The sequence below is a fragment of the Streptomyces sp. NPDC001604 genome (genome assembly GCF_042893475.1).
Taxonomy (GTDB): Bacteria; Actinomycetota; Actinomycetes; order Streptomycetales; family Streptomycetaceae; genus Streptomyces.
Genome location: NZ_JBIAUY010000019.1, coordinates 26,825 through 49,843, shown reverse-complemented (window position 1 = coordinate 49,843; position 23,019 = coordinate 26,825). Strand labels below are relative to the sequence as shown.

Genomic DNA, 23,019 nt, shown 5'->3' with positions numbered 1-23,019 from the left:
TCCGTTCCTGTTTTGTACGAGGAGTGATCATGTCCGAGGTGAAGCTCACCGCCGAGACCCGTACCGAGTTCGGTAAGGGTGCTGCCCGTCGTATCCGTCGTGACAGCAAGGTTCCCGGTGTTCTGTACGGTCACGGTTCCGACCCGCTGCACCTGACCCTTCCGGGTCACGACCTGCTGCTTGCGCTGCGTACGCCGAACGTCCTGATCTCTCTGGAGATCGACGGCAAGACGAACGAGCTGGCGATCCCGAAGTCGGTTCAGCGTGACCCGATCAAGGGTTTCCTGGAGCACGTGGACCTGCTGCTGGTCAAGCGTGGCGAGAAGGTCACGGTCGAGGTTCCGGTCCACACCGAGGGTGAGCTGGCCCCGGGTGGCAACCTGCTGGAGCACGTGCTGAACGCGCTGCCGGTCGAGACCGAGGCCACGCACATCCCCGAGGCCGTCACTGTCTCCGTCGAGGGCCTGGAGGCCGGTGCCTCCATCCTCGCCAAGGACATCACGCTGCCGAAGGGCACCACGTTGGCCGTCGAGGAGGACACTGTCGTCCTTCAGGTCCTGGCCTCGCAGGCCGAGGAGGCTGCGGAGGGCGAGGAGGCCGCGGGCGAAGAGGTCGCCGAGGCCTGATCCTCGCTGTCGTTTCGTTCAGCCGCTGCTTCCCTTGGGGGAGCAGCGGCTGCCGTATAAGGAGACATGGACGTGACCACCCCTGCCAATGCCCCCTGGCTGATCGTCGGCCTCGGGAATCCGGGACCCGAGTATGCGATGAACCGGCACAACGTCGGGTTCATGGTGGCGGATCTGCTGGCCGAGCGGATCGGGGGGAGGTTCAAGCGGGCGGGGAAGGCTCAGGCGCAGGTTGTGGAGGGGCGGATCGGGCCTGTCGGTCCGGCTAATCGGCGGGTGATTCTGGCGAAGCCGATGTCGTACATGAATCTCTCCGGTGGTCCGGTGAACGCGCTGCGGGATTTCTACAAGGTGCCGGTGGCGAACGTCGTGGCGGTGCATGACGAGTTGGACATCGATTACGGCACTCTTCGTCTGAAGCTCGGTGGTGGGGACAACGGGCACAACGGGTTGAAGTCGATGACGAAGGCGTTCGGGGCGGACTATCACCGGGTGCGGTTCGGGATCGGGCGGCCGCCTGGTCGTATGCAGGTTGCCGATTTTGTGCTGAAGGATTTCTCGTCCACGGAGCGCAAGGAGCTGGACTACTTCGTGGACCGGGCGGCGGATGCGGTGGAGTGTCTGGTGATCGAGGGGTTGGAGCGGGCGCAAAGCACGTACAACTCCTGACTTGTCCCCCACCGGAGTTGACCTGGTGTGGGGGCATGGCCAATGATCCCGGCCATGCCTGCCACTGCCGCCTCGTCCCGTCCGGTTTCGCGCCGGGCCTCGGTTGCCGCTTTGCGGTTCGGGCGGTTTGCGGCGATGGGCATGGTTGCGGTGTTGATCCTGATCGCCGGGGTGTGGGCGTCGTGGCGGACGGCTCCGTATGTGATGCTCACGAAGGGGCGGGAGCGCGGCACGATCGAGGTGGCGCGGTGCGGGGACGATTCGTGTTCGGGGCGCTATACGCCGATTTCGCAGGGTTCTTCGGGTCGGGACCGGGTGGTCATCGAGAAGACGGTTGCGGTGCGCAAGGGGCGGACGTACACGGTGGTGGTGAAGCCGGACAGCGATGAGGTCGTGCGGTCGGGGCCGGCGGGGATTCTGTATGCCTGGGTTCCGTTCGGCGGGGCGTTGCTGCTGGCTTCGGTGGTGGTGGCCGGGGGGCTGGGGCGGACGCGGGCCGGGTGGGTCATGGCGGGGTCGGGGGTCGTGTTGCTGACGGCAGCTTTCGTGACTATCTGACGGCTTTTCCCGTTCTCCGTTCTGTGGAGAATCCGAGCGTTGTCTGTTCGTGATTGACCTTGGGTCAGGTGTGGCTGGATGCTTAGCCGCCCCCTCCACATCTTCCCGTCCGTAACTCGAAGATGGACTTGCCCCATGCGTACCCTCAACCGCGTCGGCGCTCTGACCGCCGTCGCCGCGGCGGCGCTGTTCTCCGCGCCTGTTGCCGCTCACGCCACTGTTCCCGGTGACAACGGGACTGTGAAGATTCATGACGCCACCACCGGCGAGGAGCTGAAACGGAACGAGCCGCACGTCTGCACGTTCTATCTGGACGCGTTCGGTTTCGACGCGGTCCAGCAGGTCGACTGGCACATCGAGGCCTGGGCTCCGACGGCCGGTGTGAAGGGCAAGACGGTGAAGACCGGCGCCATCACGCTGGACGCCGAGGGTCATGGCCGTACGGCGGACATGTCGCTGCCCGACGGGCACTACAAGCTGTTCTGGAACTTCGACGGTGAGAAGGGCGCCGCCAAGCACAAGGTGTTCTGGACGGACTGCAAGGACTCGCAGGGCGGCGGCGGTTCGACGCCTTCGCCGTCGGCGTCGTCCTCGGCGTCTGCGTCTGCGCCTTCGTCGTCGTCTCCGTCGCCCGGCTCTTCGTCCTCGTCCGAGCCTTCGTCCGGGTCCGCGTCCGCTTCGGCGTCCCCGCAGGGTGGTTCCGGCGGTGACCTGGCCGAGACGGGCAGCAGTGCTCCGGTGGGCCTGCTCTCGGGTGTCGCGGCCGCGCTGGTGGCCGGTGGCGGTTATCTGGTGGTGCGCCGGCGCAGGGCCTGATGTACGGCATGAGGGTGCCCCCGGGCTTCGTACGAGCCCGGGGGCACCCTCATGTGCTGCGGGGGTGTCAGCCGGTGTTGCGCAGGCCCGCTGCCACGCCGTTGACGGTGAGCAGGAGGGCGCGGGAGAGCAGCGGGTCGGGCTGTTCACCGGCGGCCGCGGCGTCGCGCTGGCGCTTGAGGAGGGTGACCTGGAGGTAGGAGATCGGGTCCAGGTAGGCGTCGCGGATGGCGAAGGTCTGCTTCAGCACGGGCTGCGCGTCGAGCAGTTCGTCCTCCCCGGTCACCCGGAGCACCTCGCGCACGGTCAGCTCGTGCTCGGCCTTGATGGTGTCGAAGACGTGCTTGAGCTCGTCGGGGACGAGGGTGTCGACGTAGTGGGCGGCGATCCGCAGGTCGGTCTTGGCGAGGGTCATCTCGACGTTGGAGATGAAGTTGCGGAAGAAGTGCCACTGTTCGTGCATCTCGTCGAGCACGGTGTCGAGGCCTGCTTCGCGCAGTGCCTTGAGGCCGGAGCCGACGCCGAACCAGCCGGGGACGATCTGGCGGGACTGGGTCCAGCCGAAGACCCAGGGGATGGCGCGCAGTCCGTCGAGTGAGACCCCGGAGCCGGGGCGGCGGGAGGGCCGCGAGCCCAGGTGCATGTCGGCGAGCTGGTCGACCGGTGTGGAGGCGAGGAAGTACGTCGGCAGGTCGGGGTCCTCGACGAGCTTTCGGTAGGCGGCGTGGGCGGCGTCGGAGACGACGTCCATGGCGGCGTCCCAGCGGGCGAGGGCCTCGACGGACTGGCGGGGGGCGGTGTGCAGGGCGGAGGCCTGCAGGGTCGCGGCGACGGTGAGTTCGAGGTTCTCGCGGGCCAGGGACGGTACGAGGTACTTGTCGGAGATGACCTCGCCCTGTTCGGTGACCTTGATCTCGCCTTCGAGGGTGCCCCAGGGCTGGGCGAGGATCGCGTCGTGGGAGGGGCCGCCGCCGCGGCCGACGGTGCCGCCGCGGCCGTGGAAGAGGCGCAGCCGTACGCCGTAGCGGTGGGCGACGTCGCGCAGTCGGCGCTGGGCGCGGTGGATCTCCCACTGGCTGGTGGTGATGCCGCCGAACTTGGAGGAGTCGGAGTAGCCGAGCATGACCTCCTGGACGTCGCCCCGGAGCGCGACGAGGCGCCGGTAGGACGGGTCGGAGAGCATGTCCTCGAGGATGGTGTCGGCGGCCTTGAGTTCGTCGGTGGTCTCCAGGAGCGGCACGATGCCGATCTTGGCCCAGCCGGCGTGCAGGTCGATGAGCCCGGCCTCGCGGGCGAGGACGGCGGCGGCGAAGACGTCGTCGGCGCCCTGGCACATGGAGATGATGTACGACTCGATGACCTCGGGTCCGAAGACCTCCAGGGCCCGCTTGACGGTCTGGAACACGCCGAGGGTCTTCTCGCCGGGCGCGTCGACGGGCGCCGGGGTGGGGGCGAGGGGCCTTCTGGACCTGAGTTCCTTGGCGAGGAGCTTGGCCCGGTAGTCGCGGGGCATGTCGGCGTAGCGCCAGGACTCCTCGCCGAGGCGGTCGAAGAGCTGGCCGAGGGCGTGGTGGTGGGCATCCGCGTGTTCGCGTACGTCCATGGTGGCGAGCTGGAGGCCGAACGCGGCGAGGGTGCGGATGGTGCGGTCCATGCGGCCGTCGGCGAAGAGGCCGCCGCGGTGCTCGCGCAGGGAGGATTGGATGAGGGTGAGGTCCTGAAGGAGCTCGCTGGTGCCGAGGTAGTCGCGGCCCGGCTCGTGCGGGGTGCCCTTGGCGAGGCGCTGCTTGGTGTTCTCCAGCTTCTGCCGGATGCAGGTGGCCTTGAGGCGGTAGGGCTCCTCGGCGTTGAGGCGCTTGTAGCGGGGGCTGATCTCGGGGAGGCGTTCCAGGTCGGCCTGGAGGGAGTCGAGGAGTTCCCGGGTGGCGCCGGTGTAGCGGATGGAGTTCGACAGGAAGCCGCGGAGTTCGTCGATGAGTTCCAGGGCGTCGTTGATGCCGTGCTCGTGCTGGAGGATCAGGACGTCCCAGGTGACCTGGGGGGTGACGTTCGGGTTGCCGTCGCGGTCGCCGCCGATCCAGGTGCCGAAGGTGAGGGGGCGGGTGTCGTCGGGGAGCCTGACGCCGACGCGCTCCAGTTCGGCGGTGAGGTCCTCCAGGACGTCGCCGACGGCGCCGGCGTGGAGCTCGTCGAGGTAGTAGATGGCGTTGCGGGCCTCGTCGGCGGGCTCGGGGCGGACGACGCGGAGTTCGTCGGTCTGCCATACGAGGTCGATGTTCTCGGCCAGACGGGTGTCGTAGCGGCGGCGGTCGGACTCGATGACCGGGGTCTCCAGAAGTGCGGCGATGCGCCGGAGCTTGTTGAGGACCGACCGGCGCGCGGCCTCGGTGGGGTGCGCCGTGAACACGGGGCGCACGTTGAGGTGGCGGACCGTCTGGCGCAGGTGCTCGGGGTCGGCGTCCTTCAGCCGGTCGGCGGTACGGGCCAGCAGGCCGCCCTCGGCGGCGCGCTTGGCGCGCAGCTCGCGGCCGCGGTGCACCTGTTCGGTGACGTTGGCGAGGTGGAAGTAGGTGGAGAAGGCGCGGACCAGCTTGGCCGCGGTCTCCAGTTCGGTGCCGCGCAGCAGTTCGGCGGCGGCCTCTCCGTCCTCGCGGGTGAGGCGGCGGACCTTCTCGACGAGTTCCAGCAGTTCGGGGCCCTCCTGCCTCACGAGGGTCTCGCCGAGGAGGTCGCCCAGCCGCCGGATGTCGGCGCGCAGTTCGCTGCTCGTCGTGGTCTGGTCGTCGGCACTGCTCACAGGTGCGGCTCCTTGCAGTGTTGAAGCTCGTCCGGGAGGGGAACCCGGCGCCCGGGGCCGCGCGGCGGGCGCCGCATACGGCCCTGGCATCCGGGAAAGGAATCAGAGCGGACCGCGCTGTCCGACCGACTCCAGGATAGGTGTCCATGCGGACGCGCATGATTTCGGGCTCTTGCCGCCGGGCGACTCGCTGCCATACTTACGACGCCGTAGGTTACGGAACCGTAGGGACCGTCGTAATGGAACCCGGGCACGGTTTCCATGGCCTACCCCGGCATCACACCCTCAACCCTCGACCCCACAGGGGACGCCCATGACCACAAGCTCCGATGTGATCGAAGACGCCCCGAAGGCGACCGGCGACACGTCCGTCTCCGCCACGCTGGGCGGGGAGCAGAAGCGCTCGATCGAGCAGATCACGCTGCTGCTCTTCATCACCGTCCCGTTCCTCGCGCTGGTCGCCGCGGTGCCGCTGGCGTGGGGATGGGGGGTGAGCTGGCTGGACCTCGGCATGCTGGTTTTCTTCTACTACCTGGGCTGCCACGGCATCACGATCGGTTTCCACCGGTACTTCACGCACGGCTCCTTCAAGGCCAAGCGTCCTCTGCGGATCGCGCTCGCGATCATGGGGTCGATGGCGGTCGAGGGGCCCCTGGTCCGCTGGGTGGCGGATCACCGCAAGCACCACAAGTTCTCCGACGCGGAGGGCGATCCGCACTCCCCGTGGCGTTTCGGGGAGACGGTCCCGGCGCTGATGAAGGGCCTGTGGTGGGCGCACATCGCCTGGATGTTCGACGAGGAGCAGACGCCGCAGGACAAGTACGCGCCGGATCTGATCAAGGACCCGGCGATCCGTGCGATCTCCCGCCAGTTCGTGTTCTGGACGGCGCTGTCGCTGGCGCTGCCGCCGCTGATCGGTGGTCTGGCGACGATGTCCTGGTGGGGGGCGTTCACCGGGTTCTTCTGGGGCTCACTCGTTCGGGTGGCTCTGCTGCACCATGTGACCTGGTCGATCAACTCGATCTGCCATGCGGTCGGCAAGCGGCCCTTCAAGTCGCGTGACCGTTCGGGCAACGTGTGGTGGCTCGCGGTGCTGTCCTGCGGCGAGTCCTGGCACAACCTGCACCACGCCGACCCGACCTCCGCGCGGCACGGTGTGATGCGCGGCCAGCTGGACTCCTCGGCGCGCATCATCCGCTGGTTCGAGGCGCTCGGCTGGGCCTACGACGTGCGCTGGCCGTCACGCTCGCGTATCGATTCACGCCGTAACACCGGCGAGGACGGCTCCGAGCCCCGGAAGGAGTCGGCGAAGGCGGCATGATTGACGCCGTGGCGACCGACTCCAGCAGCACCCCGACGAATGAGAAGCCGCGGCGAGCGCGGCGCACCCGGATGACGGGGGCCGAGCGCCGTCAGCAGCTGCTCGAGATCGGTCGCACCCTGTTTGCAGCCAAGGGTTTCGAGGGCACGTCGGTGGAGGAGATCGCGGCGAAGGCCGGGGTGTCCAAGCCGGTGGTGTACGAGCACTTCGGCGGCAAGGAGGGGCTGTACGCGGTGGTGGTGGACCGTGAGATGCGGCGTCTGCTGGACATGGTGACCAGTTCCCTGACGGCCGGTCATCCGCGAGAGCTGTGCGAGCAGGCGGCGTTCGCGCTTCTGGACTACATCGAGGAGTACACGGACGGATTCCGCATCCTGGTCCGTGACTCGCCCATCCCGCAGTCGACGGGTTCCTTCGCCTCACTGATCTCGGACATCGCCACCCAGGTGGAGGACATCCTGGGCCGCGAGTTCAAGTCCCGCGGCTTCGACCCGAAGCTGGCTCCGCTGTATGCGCAGGCCCTGGTCGGCATGGTCGCCCTGACCGGCCAGTGGTGGCTGGACGTGCGCCGTCCGAAGAAGGCGGAGGTCGCGGCGCATCTGGTGAACCTGGCGTGGCACGGCCTGGACGGGCTGGAGGCGAAGCCGCACCTGATCGGGCGCCGGAAGAGCTGACTCCCGGCGCCCTGGGGTGTGCCCCGCTCAGTGCTTGAAGGTGTCCTTGCCCTTCTCCTTCGCCTGGCGTGCGTCGCCCTTCATCTGGTCGGCCTTGCCCTCGGCGGTCATCCGCTCGTTGCCGACGGCACGGCCCGCTGCCTCCTTGGCCTTGCCCTTCATCTGCTCCTTCTTGGCCCTGGTCTTCTCTTCCTTCGCCATGTCTCTCACCCCCTGCAGGGATCGGCGTCGGTGTCACCTCAGCGGGTGACCTCCGCGGGGGCCCTCAAACAGCGGTTTCCGGCTCCAGGAACTCCAGCCGGTTGCCCACGGGGTCCTCGGAGTAGAAGCGCCGGTGGCCGGGCAGGTTGTCGTCCCACTCCACCTGCGCCCCGTGGGCCTGCAGCCGGGCGGCGTAGCGCTCGATCCCGGTGACCCGCAGTCCGGGGTGGGCCTTCTTCGCGGGCCGGAAGTCCTGTTCCACCCCCAGGTGCAGTTGCACACTCCCGGCCTGGAACCAGCACCCGCCCCGCGCCGCGAGCACCGGCGGCTTGGGGATCTCGGCCATCCCGAGGACGCCGGCGTAGTACGCCCGCAGCCGGTCCTCGGAGCCGGGCGGTGCGGCGAGCTGGACGTGGTCGACGGCGGTGATCACGGCTCACGCCTCCTCGTGGCCACGGCGAAGATCCGGCGGAACGGGAACGCCGTACCGTGCGCCCCGGCCGGATAGGCCTCCCGCAGGGCCGTGCGGTACTCGTCCAGGAAGGCGTCCCGGGCCGCGGGGTCGTCGGCGAGGGCGGTGAGGACCGGTCGCAGGCCGGTGCCCTTCACCCAGTCGAGGACGGGGTCCTCGCCGGTCAGGAGGTGGATGTACGTCGTCTCCCAGACGTCCGCCGTGCAGCCGAGGGCGGTCAGCTGCTCGAGGTAGGTCTCGGGCGCGAGGACGGCGTCCTCGTGGCGGAGGGTGTCGGCGAGGCGGTCCTTCCAGTGGGCGGAGTGGGCGAGTTCGCGCATGAGCCGGTGGCTGGGGGCGCCGAAGTTGCCGGGGACCTGGAAGGCGAAGGTGCCGCCGGGCTTCAGACCCGCGATCCACTCCGCGAAGCGCTGCGCATGGCCGGGGACCCACTGGAGGGTGGCGTTGCTGACGATCAGGTCGTACGGCTCTGCGGGCGCCCAGGTGCGGGCGTCGGCGGGGGCGAAGTCGAGGCGGCCGCCGCCGGGGGTGGGCCCCGCGTGGTCGACGTGGGCCTTGTCGAGCATCTCGGGTGAGTTGTCGTAGCCGGTGATGTGGGCGGCGGGCCAGCGGTCGGCCAGGAACACGGTGACGTTGCCGGGGCCGCAGCCCAGGTCGGCGATGCGGGGCGGCTGCGTGGGCAGGTCCGGGACGCGGGCGAGGAGGTCGGCGAAGGGGCGGGCGCGGTGGCCGGCGTGGCGGAGGTACTGGGTGGGGTCCCAGGTGGGGGTGCTCATGTCTCCTACCTTCCCCAGCGACTTCTCTCGATGTCAAGAGACTTGACATCAAGAGACTTCACATCGACACAACCACTACACTGATCGTCATGGAGGACGAGGTCGATCGACTGGTCGCAGCGTGGCGCCGGGAGCGTCCGGACCTCGACGTGGAACCGCTCGAGGTGCTCAGCCGGGTGAGCAGACTGGCCCGGCATCTGGACCGGGCGCGCCGGCTGGCCTTCGCCGAGCACAGCCTGGAGCCCTGGGAGTTCGACGTGCTGACGGCGCTCAGGCGCGCGGGCACGCCGTACCAGCTCTCCCCGGGGCAGCTGCTCACGCAGACCCTGGTCACCTCGGGCACGATGACGAACCGCATCGACCGCCTGGCGAAGAAGGGCCTGGTGGAGCGGCTGCCCGACCCGAGCGACCGCCGCGGTGTGCTGGTGCGGCTGACGGACGAGGGCCGGGACCGCGCGGACCAGGCCCTGGCCGGACTGCTCGACCAGGAGCGTGCGATCCTCGCCGAGCTGTCGCGCGCCCAGCGGGGTGAGCTCGCCGGTCTGCTACGGCAGCTGACGGCACCGTTCGACAACATCCCTGGCTAGGCGCTCCGCTGGGGGCGCCGTTCGGCTGCGGGTTCGTCGTGGCTTGTCGCGCCCGCGCGGCGGAGCCGGATGTCAGATGCAGCCCCGCGCCCCTTAAGGGCGCTCCCGTTCACGGTGTTGGTCAGGCGCTGCTGCTCTCCTCCACCCGGCCTGCCGGCCCCAGGTCGACGGGTCCGACCCCCGCCCGTCGTGCCAGTGCGACCGCGGCCAGGGTCGAGTGGACGCCCAGTTTGCCGAGGACGTTCTGCATATGGGTGCGGACGGTGTGCGGGGAGAGGAACAGGCGCTCGGCGACGGCCTTGCGCCCGAGGCCTGCGACCATGCACCGCAGCACCTCCCGTTCCCTCGGCGTGAGGGACTCCACCAGCCGCTCGCTCTCGGTGCGGTGCTTGCGCGCGGCCGTCAGCTCCCTGAGGACGCCCGTGAGCAGGGCGGGCGGCAGATGGGTCTCGTCGCGCAGGACGCCCCGGATGACATTGAGCAGCCGGGACAGCGAGCAGTCCTTGGCGACCCAGCCGGAGGCCCCGGCCTGCAGGGCGAGCGCGGCACGCCGCGGATCGTCCTTCTCGGCGAGGACGACGATCCGTACGCCCGGCTGCCCGGAACGCACGCCGGCGACCAGCGAGATCCCGTCGACCAGGCCCTCCTCATTGCCTTCCTGGACGGGCACGGCGGGCCGTACGCCCGGCACGTTGCCGCCCAGGTCGGAGTCGACGAGCAGCACGTCGAAGCGGCGGCCCTCGGCCGCCGCACGCTCCAGGCTGCGCAGCGCGGCGGGACCGCTGCCCGCGGCGGAGACGTCGACGTCGGGCTCGGCCGCAAGGGCGGCGGCGAGCGACTCGGCGAAGATGCGGTGGTCGTCGACGACCAGGACTCGGATGCGAACCACGAAACCCCCTTCCCCAAGCTCTCCAAGAGCAGGGGATACCCCATTGTCGGGAGACGGCACGGGCGCAGGTACGGCACCCGAAGCATCCCAGGTCGTCCGCTGTGACCACCTGGGACCGGAACGGCACACCGCACGGCCGCCGCTGTGCGGAAACTGCTACCCCCACTTCGGGTGTCGTACCCGACTGTCTCGCCCCCTGATCGGCACCGGCCCCCACCGGTGCTGCTCATCAGGGTACGGCCGGGGGCCAGGAGCGGAAGGCAATTCGCAGAACTGGCCGGCCGACGCGTTTATCGTGAGCCGCATGTTTCGTCTTGAGACAGAAGTCGACAGGACCCGGCGCGATCTTCTCCGTTCCCGGCTGCGCGACACCAACACGAAGGCCTCCCCCGTGCTGCGCGCCCTGCGCGGCACCCCGGCCGAACGTGAACATCCGCTGCACGTCTGGGTGTTGGACGAGCGGGACGAGCTGGCCGCGGGCCTGGTGGGCCACACCTGGACGACCTGGCTGCACGTCGCCTACCTGTGGGTGGACGAGCGGTGGCGGGGCGCGGGCCTCGGCTCACGGCTGCTGGCGGAGGCGGAACGGATCGCGCACGACGAGCGGGGCTGCACCTCGGCCCGGCTGGAGACCTGGGACTTCCAGGCGCCGGGCTTCTACCGGAAGCAGGGGTACGAGGTGGTGTGCGTGATCCCCGACTATCCGCCGGGGATCACGGAGTACACACTCACGAAGCGGCTCAGCTGAGCCTGCGTGCTCCTGCCGCAGGTACCGCCTCGAACACCCTCGGAGCGGTGTGACCGCCGGAGGCGAACGCCTCCTCGACCGCCTTGGTGATGGTGTCCACGTCGGACGCCTCCGCCAGGACGATCGCCGAGCCGCCGAAGCCGCCGCCGGTCATACGGGCGCCGAGGGCGCCGGAGGCGAGGGCCGTGTCCACGACCAGGTCGAGCTCCGGGCAGGAGATGCGGAAGTCGTCGCGCAGGGAGGCGTGACCGGCGCTCAGGACCGGGCCGATCGCCCGGGTCTCGCCCGCCTCCAGCAGGGCGACGACCTTCTCCACCCGCTCGTCCTCGGTGACGACGTGGCGGACCAGGCGGACCGCCTCCTCGTCGTCGCCCAACCGCGCCAGTGCGGCGTCGAGTTCCGCGTACGGGACGTCCCGCAGCGCGTCGACGCCCAGCAGGGCCGCGCCCCGCTCGCAGCCCGCGCGGCGCTTGCCGTACTCGCCGTCGCTGTGGGCGTGCTTGACGCGGGTGTCCACGACCAGCAGCCGCATGCCCTCCGCGGCCAGGTCGAAGGGGATCTGCTTCTGGGAGAGGTCCCGGGTGTCGAGGAACAGCGCGTGGCCCTCCTCGCAGCAGGCGGAGGCCGTCTGGTCCATGATGCCGGTGGGGGCGCCGACGTAGACGTTCTCGGCGCGCTGGCACAGGCGGGCCAACTGCCAGCGCTGCAGGCCCAGTTCGAAGAGGTCGTTCAGGGCCAGGGCCACGACCACCTCGAGCGCCGCCGAGGAGGACAGACCCGCGCCGGACGGAACCGTCGACGACAGGTGGACGTCCGCGCCGGTCACCGGGTGGCCGGCCTCGCGCAGGGCCCAGACGACACCCGCCGGGTAGGCCGTCCAGTTGCGGTCCGACTCCGGGGCCAGGTCGTCCAGCCGGAGTTCCACGACCCCGCCCGCGTCACCCTCGATGTCCGCCGAGTGCAGGCGCAGGATCCCGTCCGTGCGGCGGGAGACCGCCGCGATCGCGGTGTGCGGCAGCGCGAAGGGCATCACGAAGCCGTCGTTGTAGTCGGTGTGCTCACCGATGAGGTTGACGCGGCCCGGCGCCGACCAGACACCTTCGGGCGCGGATCCGTAGAGCTCCACGAAACCGTCCCGCACCTGCACTGCGCCCACTACTGCTCCCTAGCTGTGCTGATGGACTGCGCGAACTCCCACGCGTCCGCCACGATCCCCGCGAGGTCCGCGCGGGACGGGTTCCAGCCCAGCTTCTCGCGGGCCGTGGCGGCCGAGGCCACCAGGACCGCCGGGTCACCGCCGCGGCGCGGGGCCACGACCTCGGGGATCGGGTGGCCGGTGACCTGCCGGACCGTCTCGATGACCTGGCGGACCGAGAAGCCCTCGCCGTTGCCCAGGTTGCAGATGAGGTGCTCGCCGGGGGTGGCGGCCTTCAGTGCGAGCAGGTGGGCGTCGGCGAGGTCCGCGACATGGATGTAGTCGCGGATGCAGGTGCCGTCCGGTGTCGGGTAGTCGTCGCCGTAGACGGAGATCGCGTCCCGCCTGCCCTGCGCGACCTGCAGCACCAGCGGGATGAGGTGCGACTCCGGGTCGTGGCGCTCGCCCTGCTTGCCGTAGGCGCCCGCCACGTTGAAGTAGCGCAGCGAGACCGCGCCCAGACCGTGCGCCGCCGCCTCTCCGGTGATCATGTGGTCGACAGCGAGCTTCGAGGCGCCGTAGGGGTTGGTCGGCGAGGTGGGCGCCGACTCGACGATCGGGACCTCCTTCGGCTCGCCGTACGTGGCGGCCGTGGAGGAGAAGACCAGCTTGCGCACGCCCGCCTCGCGCATCGCGCCGAGCAGCGCCATGGTGCCGGCGACGTTGTTGTCCCAGTACTTCTCGGGCTTCACGACCGACTCGCCGACCTGCGAGAACGCGGCGAAGTGCAGGACCGCCTCGTAGGAGGGGTCCAGCCATTTGGCGGCGTCGCGGATGTCACCCTCGATGAAGGCCGCGCCCGCCGGGACCCCCTCGCGGAAGCCGGTCGTCAGGTTGTCGAGGACCGTGACCTCGTGGCCCGCCTCCAGCAGATGCTGGGCGACCACGCTGCCCACATAGCCCGCACCCCCGGTGACCAGGTACTTACCGCTCATCAACTCGCTACCTCTCGCAGTCGCTCGGCCGCGCGCTCCGGCGGCACGTCGTTGATGAACACGTTCATGCCGGACTCGGAACCCGCGAGGAACTTCAGCTTGCCGGAGGTTCGGCGGATGGTGAAAAGCTCGAGGTGGAGCGCGAAGTCGTCACGGTTGACGCCCTCGAAGTCCTCCAGCGCCCCGAACGGCGCCTGATGCCAGGCCGCGATGTAGGGCGTGGGCGGTTCACCTTCGCCGAAGATCCGGTCGAAGCGCCTCAAGAGTTCCAGATAGACCTTGGGGAACTCTGTGCGCGCCTCCTCGTCCAGGCCCAGCAGGTCGGGCACGCGGCGCTTGGGGTACAGGTGCACCTCGTACGGCCAGTGGGCCGCGTACGGCACGAACGCCAGCCAGTGTTCACCCTCCAGGACGACCCGCTCACCGGCGAGTTCGCTCTGCAGGACGGCGTCGAAGAGGTTCTCCCCGCCCGTCGCCTCCTTGTGCTGGGCGACCTGGCGCAGCATCAGGGCGGTGCGAGGCGTCGTGAACGGGTACGCGTAGATCTGGCCGTGCGGATGTCCGAGCGTCACGCCGATCTCCGCGCCCCGGTTCTCGAAGCAGAACACCTGCTCCACGGAGGGGAGATGCGACAGCTCGGACGTACGGTCCGTCCATGCCTCCAGGACCAGCGCGGCCTGCTCCTCGGTGAGGTCGGCGAAGGACGCGTTGTGGTCGGAGGTGAAGCAGACGACCTCGCAGCGGCCCGAGTCGCCGGCCAGGGAGGGGAAGCGGTTCTCGAAGACGACCACGTCGTACGACGAGTCCGGGATCTCGCTCAGGCGACCGCCCGTGGAAGGGCACAGCGGGCACTCGTCGGCCGGCGGGTGGTAGGTGCGGCCCTGGCGGTGCGAGGCGACGGCGATGGCGTCGCCGAGCAGAGGGTCACGGCGGATCTCGGAGGTCGTGACGGTCCGCTCCAGCGGCCGGTGGTCCACCGCGTCGCGCACGTTGTCGTCGCGCAGGTCGTAGTAGATCAACTCGCGACCGTCGGCCAGGCGGGTCGAGGTCTTCTTCACTGCGGACTCCCTATTCGAGCCACATCAATCATCAAACAGAACCAAACACATTGGAACATCGCCCCCTCACATCCGTCAACATCACAATCCAACAAAGAGCATCAACAAAACTGTTTGGACACTGAACACGGAGGCATAGGTTCCGCTCTGTATCAGTTCACGCGACGAAGCGAGTTCTTATGCAAACCCCCACATACCAGGCCATGGGCCTGGCCGCCGAGCTACGACTCCCCACGAACGGGCTCGACTACACGATTCTCGCCATCTACTTCGCCGTCGTTCTCGGCATCGGATTCGCCGCCCGCAGATCGGTGAAGACCAGCCTCGACTTCTTCCTCTCCGGGCGCTCCCTGCCCGCCTGGATCACCGGTCTCGCGTTCATCTCGGCCAACCTGGCCGCCACCGAGATCCTGGGCATGGCCGCGAACAGCGCGCAGTACGGCGCCTACACCGTGCACTGGTACTGGATCGGCGCCATCCCCGCCATGGTCTTCCTCGGCCTGGTGATGATGCCCTTCTACTACGGGAGCAAGGTCCGCTCGGTCCCCGAGATGCTGCTGCTCCGCTTCGACAAGTGGGCGCATCTGCTGAGTTCGGTCCTGTTCGCGTTCGCCGCCGTCCTGATCGCCGGTGTGAACCTCTACGCCCTCGCCATCGTCGTCGAGGCGCTGCTCGGCTGGCCGCAGTGGGTGGCGATCGTGGTCGCCGGTGCCTTCGTGCTGGCGTACATCACCCTCGGCGGCCTCTCCTCCGCGATCTACAACGAGGTGCTGCAGTTCTTCGTGATCCTCGCGGCCCTCATCCCGATCGTCGTGCTCGGTCTGAAGAAGGTCGGCGGCTGGGGCGGGCTGACCGACAAGCTGACCGCAAGCCACGGCGCGAACTTCACCACCGCCTGGGGCGGCACCGGCATCGGCAGCAGCAACCCGCTGGGCGCGAACTGGCTGACCATCGTGCTCGGCCTCGGCTTCGTGCTGTCCTTCGGCTACTGGACGACGAACTTCGCGGAGGTGCAGCGCGCCCTGTCCGCGAAGAACCTCTCCGCCGGACAGCGCACCCCGCTGATCGCCGCCTACCCGAAGATCTTCATCGTCTTCCTGGTGATGATCCCGGGCCTGGTCGCCGCCGCGATCGTCCCCGGCTTCGGCACCCCCAAGTCCGGCTACCAGTACAACGACGCCATCCCCTACCTGATGCAGGAACTGCTGCCCAACGGCGTCCTCGGCATCGCGGTGACCGGACTGCTCGCCGCGTTCATGGCGGGCATGGCGGCCAACGTGTCGTCCTTCAACACGGTGTTCACCAACGACATCTGGGGCCGGTACGTGGTCCGGGGCCGCGAGGACGAGTACTACGTCCGCTTCGGCCGCCTGATCACCGTGATCGGCGTCTGCGCCTCGGTCGGCACGGCCTTCCTCGCCTCGTCGTTCTCGAACATCATGAGCTACCTGCAGACGCTGTTCTCCTTCTTCAACGTGCCGATGTTCGTCGTCTTCATCGTCGGCATGTTCTGGAGGCGCGCCTCCGCCAAGTCCGGCTTCTGGGGCCTGCTCGCCGGCACGGTGGCCGCGATGGTGAACTACTTCGTGATCTACAAGAGGGGCATCATCGACATCCCCTCCGACCAGGGCGCCAACTTCGTCTCCGCGATCGTCGGCTTCGTCGCCGGTGCGGTGGTGATGGTGGCCGTGTCCCTGTTCACCAGGCCGAAGCCGGCCGAGGAACTCCAGGGCCTGGTCTACGGCACCACCTCACCCGGCATGTCCGAGCCGCCGGCCGCCGGCGACGACGCCTGGTACCGCCGGCCCGCCCTGCTGGGCTGGGGCGCGGTCGTCCTTGCTGCCGCCTGCTACATCCCGTTCTCGTTCTGATCGAGGGAGGATCGATTCACCATGACTGATCAGCACGGGTACTCAGAGCATGACGTGCAGCGCGAAGTCACCGAGCTCCAGGAGAAGTCGGCGACGGCGGCTCGCATCTTCGATCTGCGGCGCATCATTGGTGGGTTGTTCGTGGTCTACGGCGTGATCGTCACGATCACCGGGATCACCGACGGCCAGGCCGCCATCGACAAGGCGCAGGGGGTCAACATCAATCTGTGGACCGGGATCGCGATGTTGGCTCTGGGGGTGTTCTTCCTGGTGTGGCTGAAGTTGCGGCCGACTCCGCCGCCGGTTCCTCCGGAGGAGGGTGGGGCGGAGTAGCGCCGTTGGGCCTGCTGTTGTGTGCCGGCTGCGGGTGTGTGGGGTTGATCGCGCAGTTCCTCGCGCCCCCTCAAGGCGCCTGCAGCGCCTCAAGGGGGCGGCTGCTCCGAAGCGGAGTTCACCGGCCCCGCCCGGTCCAGCAAGCCCGTCCGTGCCGCCAGGGCCGCTGCCTCCAGGCGTGAGCCCACGCCCAGTTTCATCAGCACCCTCTGCACATGGGTGCGGGCCGTGGAGGGGGCTATGCCCATGCCGGCCGCGATCAGGCGGGTGTCCTCGCCGTCGGCGACCCGGACCAGGACCTCGACCTCCCTCGGGGTGAGCATCTGGAGCAGCCGCTGGCCCTCGTCGTCCGGTTGGGCGGCGGGGTTCAGCAACTCGCTGAAGGCTCCCTGCAGCAGCTGCGGCGCCACCGCCGCCTCGCCCGCCCTCGCCTTCATGATGGCGCGCTCGACGCCCTCTATCCGCTCGTCATGGCGTACGTAGCCGGAGGCGCCGGCGGCGAAGGCGGCGGCTATGCCGCGCGGGCTCGGTACCGGGCCCAGCACCAGGACCGCCACCTGCGGACGCTCCCGTTTGATCTTCACCACCGGGTCGAAGATGCCCGGCTCGGCCGGAGTCGCCGTACCCAGCAGGCACACCTCCGGCGCACGGGTGATCACCAGCTCCGCCGCGCCCGCGGCAGGCGCCGCCGCGGCGAGCACCCGGTGCCCGCGCAGCTTCAACGCCGAGGCCAGCGCCTCGGCGAGCAGTCGGTGGTCGTCGACCACCATGAGCCGCACTCCCATCGAGCAAACCCCCCAGTCCCCCCGATGGATCCCCATGGATGCCGCACTATGGATGCCCACCGGCCCGCGCGGACAGGAGCCCCCTCCCGGCTCCCCCGCTCTTCATGCCCCCGGAAGCTACACGCTTGTTCGACATTGCGCTCCCCCTACCGGTGAGAACTGCCCCTGATCGACGGAATTTCTGGCTTTCCGCGTATACGAGGGTGATGGGCGGTACGCGCACGGCCCCGCCCCTGAGCAGGGACGGGGCCGCGGCTGTCGAGCAGTGGTTCAGCCGCCGGCGCCGAGCGCGAGCGCCAGGACCTTCTCCCCGGAGACCGAACTCGACAGCTTGTCGGCGAACCGGCCGGCCAGGTACAGGCGGCCCTGCGAGTAGAGGATCTCGGAGTAGTCGGGCGACAGGATCCCCTCCAGGGCCCGCACCGACCCCGCCGCCGGGTTCTCCAGCAGCTTGGTCTCCTTGAAGGAGCCGCCGTCGATGCTGACCACCTGGCCGCCCTTGTTGTACGGCGGGCGCTTGTACGCGATCACATTGCCGCCGTCCATGCGCAGCGGGGTGATCGTGTAGCCGTCGCCGGCGTCGGCGCGCTGGCCGTTCTGCTTGCCGGTGGCCAGGTCGAACGCGACGATCTCGTTGGTCCGGCTGTAGTCCCCGGTGCCGTCGTGCTCTTCGGTCGGCAGGTACAGCCTGCCGTTGCCGACGGCGACTCCGGTGCAGTGCTCCAGCTCGGAGATCGCGTCGCATTTGGCCGCGTAGTCCTTGCCGGGCGCCGAGATCCGGGCGATCAGCCTGCCGGTCTTGTTGTCGAGGGAGAAGAAGTCCGAGATCTCGCTGCCGTCGCCCGCGCTGTGACCGACGTCGGCCGCCACGACCAGCGGGTTCGTCGACACGACGGCGGCGTACTCGATGCCCGTGGCCAGCTTGTACTCCGAGATCGTCTTCCCGGACTGCGGATCGATGGTCTGGATGTGCAGCTGCGGCTCGGTGAACGAGCCGCACTTGAGCACCGCGACGAGCTTCTCGCCGCCGCCGTACCCGGCGTCGATGCAGGTGTCCTTGGGCTTCGGGGCCCACAGCCGCCTGCCGCCGGCGAGGTCGAAGGCGACGCCTCCGTAGTCGCCGCCCGCGGCGACCGTGTTCGCGCTGACGGTGACGTTCTCGAAGGTCATCGCCCGGCCGCCGGAGCCGAGCGACTTCGTCCACAGCTTCTTTCCGGCGTCCAGGTCGATCGCCGCGACCTGGCTGCACCCCTCGGACCTGCCCTTCGGCGGCATCCTGGGCTGGAAGACGACGGCCGTCCGGTCGTCGTCGGTGGTGTGCGTGCTGACCGTGCAGACCGGGCCGGGGAGCTTGATCGTCCACAGCTTGCCGCCCTTGTCGCGGTCGTACCCGTTGATCTCGGCGACACCGCTCTTCACATACGCCTTGTCCGTGAGCCACGAACCGGCGACGACGGTGGTGTCGTCGACCCGGGGCACCGGCACCTTGAACAGCAGCTGGGAGGCGGTGTGGGCGGGCACCTTCTCCTTACCGTCGGCCGTGCTGCCACCGGTGCCTCCGGTGCCGCCGCCGCTGGAGCTCGCCTCGTCGCTCTTCCTGCCGTCGTCCTTGCCGGACGAGGCGTACCAGACGCCCCCGGCGACAAGCAGCGCGACGGCGACGACCGCCGCCACGATGATCAGCGCCTGCGAGCTGCCCTTGCGCCCGCCGCCGGGCTGCCCGGTCTGCGCGTACGGCGGCACGGGCGGCTGCGGATAGCCGTAACCGGTCTGTTGGCCGTAGGGGTTCGGCGGCTGCCCGTAGGGGGGTGCGGGCTGGGCGTAGGGGTTGGGCTGCTGCGGTGCCTGCGGTGCCTGGGGATAGCCGTATCCCGGCTGCGGCGAGGGCGGCCGGCCCTGGGGCGGACCGAAACCGCCCTGCGGGGGCTGGTGGGGCGGCGGGGGCGGGGGCTGGGTCATGGCGTGGGTACCTCGGGAGCGGGCAGCGGGGGCGACGGGGCCTGGGGAGAGGTCACTTGCCGTAGGCGAGCATCAACTTGCCCTTCGAGTTGTCGTCTCCGCTGATCCGGGTGGGCGAGAGGTAGAAGCGCCCGTCGACCCAGTCGAAGGTCTTGGTGAAGAGGGCGCTCTCCAGGGCCGCCGTGCTCTGCGGGTTCTGCAGCAGCTTCACCGGGGTGTGGCCGGAGCCGCCCGTCGCGATCGACACGACCTGGCCGCCCACGTCGTACGAGGGCTGCACATAGGCGATGAGCCTGCCGCCCTCGACCTTCACCGGCAGCATCGATGCGTCCGCCGGGGACTTGACGCGCCACTTCTCCTTGCCGTTCGCCAGGTTGATCGCGACGATCTCGTTCGGCCCGGTGGTGGCGTCGGTCGGCAGGTAGAGGGTGTTCGCGTCGGCGGTCACGCCCTTGCAGCCCTGCAGGTCGCGTTCGAGGAGCGCCCAGCCGCACTGGGGGGCGAAGTCCTCGTCGAAGCCGACCTGGGAGCGGAACCTGCCCTTCGAGTCGAAGGTCGAAATGTTCCAGGCCTTCTTGTCCTGGTTGGTGCTGTAGACAACGAGCGGGTCGACGGAGTACGTCCGCGCGACCGACCAGCCCTTGTCGAACTTCTGCGTCCACCTGGCCCTGCCGGTCGCCGGGTCGAGCTCCTGGATCTCGTCGTGCTCGTTCGGTTCGCTCGCGTTGCAGGTCGCGACGGAGATCAGCCTGCTGCCGCCGGCGAAGGCGGTCGGGAAGCAGGCGCTGCCGTACTTCTTCTTGTCGAACAGCTTCTTCCCGCTGTCGATGTCGTACGCCACCCCGGACTGCGAGCGGCCCACCAGCACCGTCCGGCCGCTGATCGACAGGGAGATGTTCAGGGTGCTGTCGAACAGCGCGCCCTCGGGGAGCGTGCCGCTCCAGCCCTTGGCGCCGGTGCCCAGGTCGAGTTGCTGGAGCTGGTTGCACTTGGCGCGCTGGCCGGTGCCGCTCTCGTAGGCCACCACGATCTTGTCGTCGGCCGACTTCTGCGGGGTGACCGCGCAGATCTTCTGCGGGAAGGTGACGGTGTCCCAGGCCGGACTGCCGTCGATCACGTCGTAGGCGAAGACCTGCTTGTACGCCGCCTTCACGGCCGCCTTGTCGGTGATCCACATGCCGGGGGCCTCGGCGCCCGCACCGGGCGCGTCCGGGGGCGACTTGTACCAGAGCACCTTCGCCTCGCCCGTCCTGCGGCTCGCGTTGAAGCCCTCCGGGTCGGAACCGCCGCCGGTGCCGCCCGAGCCGGACGCGGTGGGCTTCGGGTCGTCGCTCTGCCCGGCGACCGGCTTCTTGTCGCCGCCGCCGCTGGTCACGGCGTAGACGGTGCCTCCGATGACGGCCAGCGCGGCTACGGCCGCCGCGATCACCAGGCCCGGCCTGCCCTTGAAGGGGTTGCCGGAGCCGGGCGGCGGGGTGCCGGGCGCGCCGGGGTACTGGGGCTGCGGCGGATAGCCGTAACCGGGCTGCGCGCCGTACGGGCCGGGCTGCTGCGGCTGCCCGTAGGGGCCGGGCTGCTGGGGGTACTGGCCCGGCTGGTGGGGTGGGATCGGGGGCGGTGGTCCGAAACCGCCCTGTGGTGCTCCGAAACCGCCGTACGGCGGCTGGTTGGGCGGCTGGGTCATCAGCGCGTTCCCCCGTTCAGTCACTGATTTTTAGCCAAGCCCTCTTTCTACCACCTGCAACTGACAGCACACCGGGCCGATTCAGCCCCTGTTCCCAAGGGAGAACCGGCCCGTGATGCCGCCGTTATGCGTGGGGGGTCTGGGGGGTGTCCCCCCAGAAAACACAGCACTCAGCCTTCATCGGAACTTCACGCGTCTTCGGCGAGTTCCAGCCAGCGCAGCTCCAGGTCCTCGCGCTCGCCCGCCAAGTCCCGCAGCTGGGCGTCGAGTTCGGCCACCTTGGCGAAGTCGGTGGCGTTCTCGGCGATCTGGGCGTGCAGCTTGGTCTCCTTCTCGGAGACCTTGTCCAACTGCCGCTCGATCTTCTGGAGTTCCTTCTTCGCGGCGCGCTGGTCGGCGGCGCTCTTCTCGGGGGCGGGTCTGGCCGCGACGGGCGAGGAGGCCGCGACCGCCTCCTCCATCTTCCGGCGCCGTTCCAGGTATTCGTCGATGCCGCGCGGCAGCATCCGCAGGGTGGCGTCGCCGAGCAGCGCGAACACGCGGTCGGTGGTGCGCTCGACGAAGAACCGGTCGTGGGAGATCACGATCATCGAGCCGGGCCAGCCGTCGAGGAGGTCCTCGAGCTGGGTCAGGGTCTCGATGTCGAGGTCGTTGGTGGGCTCGTCGAGGAAGAGGACGTTGGGCTCGTCCATGAGCAGGCGCAGCAGTTGCAGACGGCGGCGCTCACCGCCGGACAGGTCGCCGACGGGCGTCCACTGCTTCTCCTTGTTGAAGCCGAACGTCTCGCACAGCTGACCGGCGGTCATCTCCCGCCCCTTGCCGAGGTCGACGCGCTCGCGCACCTGCTGCACGGCCTCCAGGACCCGCAGGTTCGGGTTGAGTTCGGCGACCTCCTGGGAGAGGTAGGCAAGCTTGACGGTCTTGCCGACGACGACCCGCCCGCCCGCGGGCTGCGCCTCGCCCTCGGTGCGCGCGGCCTGGGCCATGGCCCGCAGCAGGGAGGTCTTGCCGGCGCCGTTGACGCCGACCAGGCCGATGCGGTCGCCGGGGCCGAGCTGCCAGGTGACGTGCTTGAGGAGCACCTTGGGTCCGGCCTGCACGGTGACGTCTTCCAGGTCGAAGACGGTCTTCCCGAGCCGGGAGGAGGCGAACTTCATCAGCTCGCTGCTGTCCCGGGGCGGCGGTACGTCCTTGATGAGCTCGTTGGCGGCCTCCACGCGGAAGCGCGGCTTGGACGTACGGGCGGGCGCACCGCGCCGCAGCCAGGCCAGCTCCTTGCGGACGAGGTTCTGCCGCTTGACCTCCTCGGTGGCGGCGATGCGCTCGCGCTCGGCGCGCGCGAAGACGTAGTCGGAGTAGCCGCCCTCGTACTCGTGGACGACGCCCCTCTGCACGTCCCACATGCGGGTGCAGACCTGGTCAAGGAACCAGCGGTCGTGCGTCACGCAGACGAGGGCGGAGCGGCGCTCGCGCAGATGCCGGGCGAGCCAGGCGATGCCCTCGACGTCGAGGTGGTTCGTGGGCTCGTCGAGGACGATCAGGTCCTGTTCCTCGATGAGCAGCTTGGCGAGCGCGATACGGCGCCGCTCACCGCCGGACAGCGGAGCGATGACGGTGTCCAGGCCCTGCGGGAAGCCGGGGAGGTCGAGTCCGCCGAACAAGCCCGTCAGCACGTCCCGGATCTTGGCGTTGCCCGCCCACTCGTGGTCCTCCATGTCCCGGATGACCTCGTGCCGGACGGTGGCGTTCGGGTCGAGGGAGTCGTGCTGGGTGAGGACGCCGAGGCGGAGGCCGCCGGAGTGGGTGACCCGCCCGGTGTCGGCGTCCTCCAGCTTGGCCAGCATGCGGATCAGGGTGGTCTTGCCGTCGCCGTTGCGCCCGACCACCCCGATCCGGTCGCCTTCGGAGACGCCGAGGGAGACGCCGTCGAGGAGGGCACGAGTGCCGTACACCTTGCTGACGTTCTCGACATTGACCAGGTTGACGGCCATTACGCTCCTGCCCAGGGGGCTGTGCTCGACATGCGGCTCCGCCGCGGGGGTCAGCCTCCCAGCCTAATGTGCGC

At 69.4% G+C, this 23,019-nt stretch carries 22 protein-coding genes; 10 read left to right on the top strand and 12 right to left on the bottom strand.

Translation table 11 applies throughout. The features are described from left to right. Positions 1 to 29 precede the first annotated feature (29 nt). The 4 genes from ACFY1E_RS37635 to ACFY1E_RS37620 all read left to right on the top strand — a co-directional run bounded on the left by ACFY1E_RS37635 (position 30) and on the right by ACFY1E_RS37620 (position 2,669). The gene (locus tag ACFY1E_RS37635) at positions 30 to 626 is read left to right on the top strand and encodes a 50S ribosomal protein L25/general stress protein Ctc (RefSeq protein ID WP_389084423.1); all 597 of its coding nucleotides are present in this window, start codon (positions 30 to 32) and stop codon (positions 624 to 626) included. A 66-nt stretch (positions 627 to 692) separates the two neighbouring features. Further along, positions 693 to 1,295, top strand: a complete 603-nt coding sequence (pth, locus tag ACFY1E_RS37630; protein WP_389084421.1) for an aminoacyl-tRNA hydrolase — start codon at positions 693 to 695, stop codon at positions 1,293 to 1,295. Between the two features lie 42 nt (positions 1,296 to 1,337). Further along, entirely contained in the window at positions 1,338 to 1,853 is a 516-nt protein-coding gene (locus ACFY1E_RS37625) for a hypothetical protein (protein ID WP_389084419.1), read from the top strand. A 135-nt stretch (positions 1,854 to 1,988) separates the two neighbouring features. Further along, positions 1,989 to 2,669, top strand: coding sequence for an LPXTG cell wall anchor domain-containing protein (locus ACFY1E_RS37620; RefSeq protein ID WP_389084416.1), 681 nt, complete (start codon positions 1,989 to 1,991; stop codon positions 2,667 to 2,669). Between the two features lie 67 nt (positions 2,670 to 2,736). Here ACFY1E_RS37620 and ppc read toward each other — a convergent pair whose 3' ends face one another. Further along, on the bottom strand, positions 2,737 to 5,466 hold the full coding sequence (ppc, locus tag ACFY1E_RS37615; RefSeq protein WP_389084414.1) for a phosphoenolpyruvate carboxylase: 2,730 nt from the start codon (positions 5,464 to 5,466) through the stop codon (positions 2,737 to 2,739). 313 nt (positions 5,467 to 5,779) lie between these two features. Here ppc and ACFY1E_RS37610 point away from each other — a divergent pair, with 313 nt between their 5' ends. Next, complete coding sequence (locus ACFY1E_RS37610) at positions 5,780 to 6,787, top strand: acyl-CoA desaturase (RefSeq protein ID WP_389084411.1); 1,008 nt, start codon at positions 5,780 to 5,782, stop codon at positions 6,785 to 6,787. Beyond that, positions 6,784 to 7,461, top strand: a complete 678-nt coding sequence (locus ACFY1E_RS37605) for a TetR/AcrR family transcriptional regulator (RefSeq protein WP_030941872.1) — start codon at positions 6,784 to 6,786, stop codon at positions 7,459 to 7,461. Before ACFY1E_RS37610 ends, ACFY1E_RS37605 begins: the two co-directional genes overlap by 4 nt. Positions 7,462 to 7,488: 27 nt before the next feature. Here the strand turns inward: ACFY1E_RS37605 and ACFY1E_RS37600 are convergent, their stop codons facing one another. The 3 genes from ACFY1E_RS37600 to ACFY1E_RS37590 all read right to left on the bottom strand — a co-directional run bounded on the left by ACFY1E_RS37600 (position 7,489) and on the right by ACFY1E_RS37590 (position 8,910). Then, positions 7,489 to 7,662 carry a CsbD family protein gene (locus ACFY1E_RS37600; RefSeq protein ID WP_389084409.1) on the bottom strand — a complete coding sequence of 58 codons (174 nt, stop codon included), beginning with the start codon at positions 7,660 to 7,662 and terminating at the stop codon, positions 7,489 to 7,491. Between the two features lie 64 nt (positions 7,663 to 7,726). After that, positions 7,727 to 8,095, bottom strand: a complete 369-nt coding sequence (locus ACFY1E_RS37595) for a VOC family protein (RefSeq protein WP_389084406.1) — start codon at positions 8,093 to 8,095, stop codon at positions 7,727 to 7,729. Further along, positions 8,092 to 8,910, bottom strand: coding sequence for a trans-aconitate 2-methyltransferase (locus tag ACFY1E_RS37590; protein WP_389084404.1), 819 nt, complete (start codon positions 8,908 to 8,910; stop codon positions 8,092 to 8,094). Before ACFY1E_RS37590 ends, ACFY1E_RS37595 begins: the two co-directional genes overlap by 4 nt. A gap of 89 nt (positions 8,911 to 8,999) precedes the next feature. Between ACFY1E_RS37590 and tamR the strand changes: the two genes are divergently transcribed. Then, positions 9,000 to 9,497, top strand: coding sequence for a MarR family transcriptional regulator TamR (gene tamR / locus ACFY1E_RS37585; protein ID WP_030941878.1), 498 nt, complete (start codon positions 9,000 to 9,002; stop codon positions 9,495 to 9,497). 121 nt (positions 9,498 to 9,618) lie between these two features. On the opposite strand, the gene ACFY1E_RS37580 is transcribed toward tamR, so the two are convergent. Beyond that, complete coding sequence (locus tag ACFY1E_RS37580) at positions 9,619 to 10,386, bottom strand: response regulator transcription factor (protein WP_351473656.1); 768 nt, start codon at positions 10,384 to 10,386, stop codon at positions 9,619 to 9,621. A 304-nt stretch (positions 10,387 to 10,690) separates the two neighbouring features. On the opposite strand from ACFY1E_RS37580, the gene ACFY1E_RS37575 reads away from it, so the two are divergent. Then, positions 10,691 to 11,134, top strand: coding sequence for a GNAT family N-acetyltransferase (locus tag ACFY1E_RS37575; protein ID WP_389084400.1), 444 nt, complete (start codon positions 10,691 to 10,693; stop codon positions 11,132 to 11,134). Here ACFY1E_RS37575 and galK read toward each other — a convergent pair. The 3 genes from galK to galT are packed head-to-tail and all read right to left on the bottom strand — an operon-like array spanning position 11,127 to position 14,322. Next, on the bottom strand, positions 11,127 to 12,290 hold the full coding sequence (gene galK, locus ACFY1E_RS37570; RefSeq protein WP_389084397.1) for a galactokinase: 1,164 nt from the start codon (positions 12,288 to 12,290) through the stop codon (positions 11,127 to 11,129). The genes ACFY1E_RS37575 and galK overlap by 8 nt on opposite strands. After that, entirely contained in the window at positions 12,290 to 13,264 is a 975-nt protein-coding gene (gene galE / locus ACFY1E_RS37565) for a UDP-glucose 4-epimerase GalE (RefSeq protein WP_389084395.1), read from the bottom strand. Before galE ends, galK begins: the two co-directional genes overlap by 1 nt. Continuing rightward, positions 13,264 to 14,322, bottom strand: coding sequence for a galactose-1-phosphate uridylyltransferase (gene galT / locus ACFY1E_RS37560; protein ID WP_115907702.1), 1,059 nt, complete (start codon positions 14,320 to 14,322; stop codon positions 13,264 to 13,266). Before galT ends, galE begins: the two co-directional genes overlap by 1 nt. 179 nt (positions 14,323 to 14,501) lie before the next feature. On the opposite strand from galT, the gene ACFY1E_RS37555 reads away from it, so the two are divergent. After that, positions 14,502 to 16,193, top strand: a complete 1,692-nt coding sequence (locus ACFY1E_RS37555) for a sodium:solute symporter family protein (protein ID WP_389084392.1) — start codon at positions 14,502 to 14,504, stop codon at positions 16,191 to 16,193. Positions 16,194 to 16,214: 21 nt separating this feature from the next. Further along, a complete protein-coding gene (locus tag ACFY1E_RS37550) occupies positions 16,215 to 16,526 on the top strand; it encodes a hypothetical protein (protein ID WP_389084389.1) in 312 nt (103 codons plus the stop codon). A gap of 89 nt (positions 16,527 to 16,615) precedes the next feature. Here ACFY1E_RS37550 and ACFY1E_RS37545 read toward each other — a convergent pair whose 3' ends face one another. From ACFY1E_RS37545 to ACFY1E_RS37530, 4 genes are all read right to left on the bottom strand, one after another. After that, entirely contained in the window at positions 16,616 to 17,311 is a 696-nt protein-coding gene (locus tag ACFY1E_RS37545; RefSeq protein ID WP_389084387.1) for a LuxR C-terminal-related transcriptional regulator, read from the bottom strand. 270 nt (positions 17,312 to 17,581) lie between these two features. Beyond that, a complete protein-coding gene (locus ACFY1E_RS37540; protein ID WP_389084385.1) occupies positions 17,582 to 19,270 on the bottom strand; it encodes a PQQ-binding-like beta-propeller repeat protein in 1,689 nt (562 codons plus the stop codon). Positions 19,271 to 19,322: 52 nt separating this feature from the next. Next, positions 19,323 to 20,954: a PQQ-binding-like beta-propeller repeat protein gene (locus tag ACFY1E_RS37535; protein ID WP_389084382.1), complete on the bottom strand. Its 1,632-nt coding sequence runs from the start codon at positions 20,952 to 20,954 to the stop codon at positions 19,323 to 19,325. Positions 20,955 to 21,142: 188 nt separating this feature from the next. Beyond that, positions 21,143 to 22,945, bottom strand: coding sequence for an ABC-F family ATP-binding cassette domain-containing protein (locus ACFY1E_RS37530; RefSeq protein ID WP_389084380.1), 1,803 nt, complete (start codon positions 22,943 to 22,945; stop codon positions 21,143 to 21,145). Positions 22,946 to 23,019 lie beyond the last annotated feature (74 nt).

Bases quoted from the DNA above. Each gene is read 5' to 3' on its own strand.
- ACFY1E_RS37635 (WP_389084423.1), top strand. From the start codon at position 30: ATGTCCGAGGTGAAGCTCACCGCCGAGACCCGTACCGAGTTCGGTAAG.
- pth (WP_389084421.1), top strand. From the start codon at position 693: ATGGACGTGACCACCCCTGCCAATGCCCCCTGGCTGATCGTCGGCCTC.
- ACFY1E_RS37625 (WP_389084419.1), top strand. From the start codon at position 1,338: ATGATCCCGGCCATGCCTGCCACTGCCGCCTCGTCCCGTCCGGTTTCG.
- ACFY1E_RS37620 (WP_389084416.1), top strand. From the start codon at position 1,989: ATGCGTACCCTCAACCGCGTCGGCGCTCTGACCGCCGTCGCCGCGGCG.
- ACFY1E_RS37610 (WP_389084411.1), top strand. From the start codon at position 5,780: ATGACCACAAGCTCCGATGTGATCGAAGACGCCCCGAAGGCGACCGGC.
- ACFY1E_RS37605 (WP_030941872.1), top strand. From the start codon at position 6,784: ATGATTGACGCCGTGGCGACCGACTCCAGCAGCACCCCGACGAATGAG.
- ACFY1E_RS37600 (WP_389084409.1), bottom strand. From the start codon at position 7,662: ATGGCGAAGGAAGAGAAGACCAGGGCCAAGAAGGAGCAGATGAAGGGC.
- ACFY1E_RS37590 (WP_389084404.1), bottom strand. From the start codon at position 8,910: ATGAGCACCCCCACCTGGGACCCCACCCAGTACCTCCGCCACGCCGGC.
- tamR (WP_030941878.1), top strand. From the start codon at position 9,000: ATGGAGGACGAGGTCGATCGACTGGTCGCAGCGTGGCGCCGGGAGCGT.
- ACFY1E_RS37575 (WP_389084400.1), top strand. From the start codon at position 10,691: ATGTTTCGTCTTGAGACAGAAGTCGACAGGACCCGGCGCGATCTTCTC.
- galE (WP_389084395.1), bottom strand. From the start codon at position 13,264: ATGAGCGGTAAGTACCTGGTCACCGGGGGTGCGGGCTATGTGGGCAGC.
- ACFY1E_RS37555 (WP_389084392.1), top strand. From the start codon at position 14,502: ATGCAAACCCCCACATACCAGGCCATGGGCCTGGCCGCCGAGCTACGA.
- ACFY1E_RS37550 (WP_389084389.1), top strand. From the start codon at position 16,215: ATGACTGATCAGCACGGGTACTCAGAGCATGACGTGCAGCGCGAAGTC.
- ACFY1E_RS37545 (WP_389084387.1), bottom strand. From the start codon at position 17,311: ATGGGAGTGCGGCTCATGGTGGTCGACGACCACCGACTGCTCGCCGAG.
- ACFY1E_RS37540 (WP_389084385.1), bottom strand. From the start codon at position 19,270: ATGACCCAGCCCCCGCCCCCGCCGCCCCACCAGCCCCCGCAGGGCGGT.
- ACFY1E_RS37535 (WP_389084382.1), bottom strand. From the start codon at position 20,954: ATGACCCAGCCGCCCAACCAGCCGCCGTACGGCGGTTTCGGAGCACCA.
- ACFY1E_RS37530 (WP_389084380.1), bottom strand. From the start codon at position 22,945: ATGGCCGTCAACCTGGTCAATGTCGAGAACGTCAGCAAGGTGTACGGC.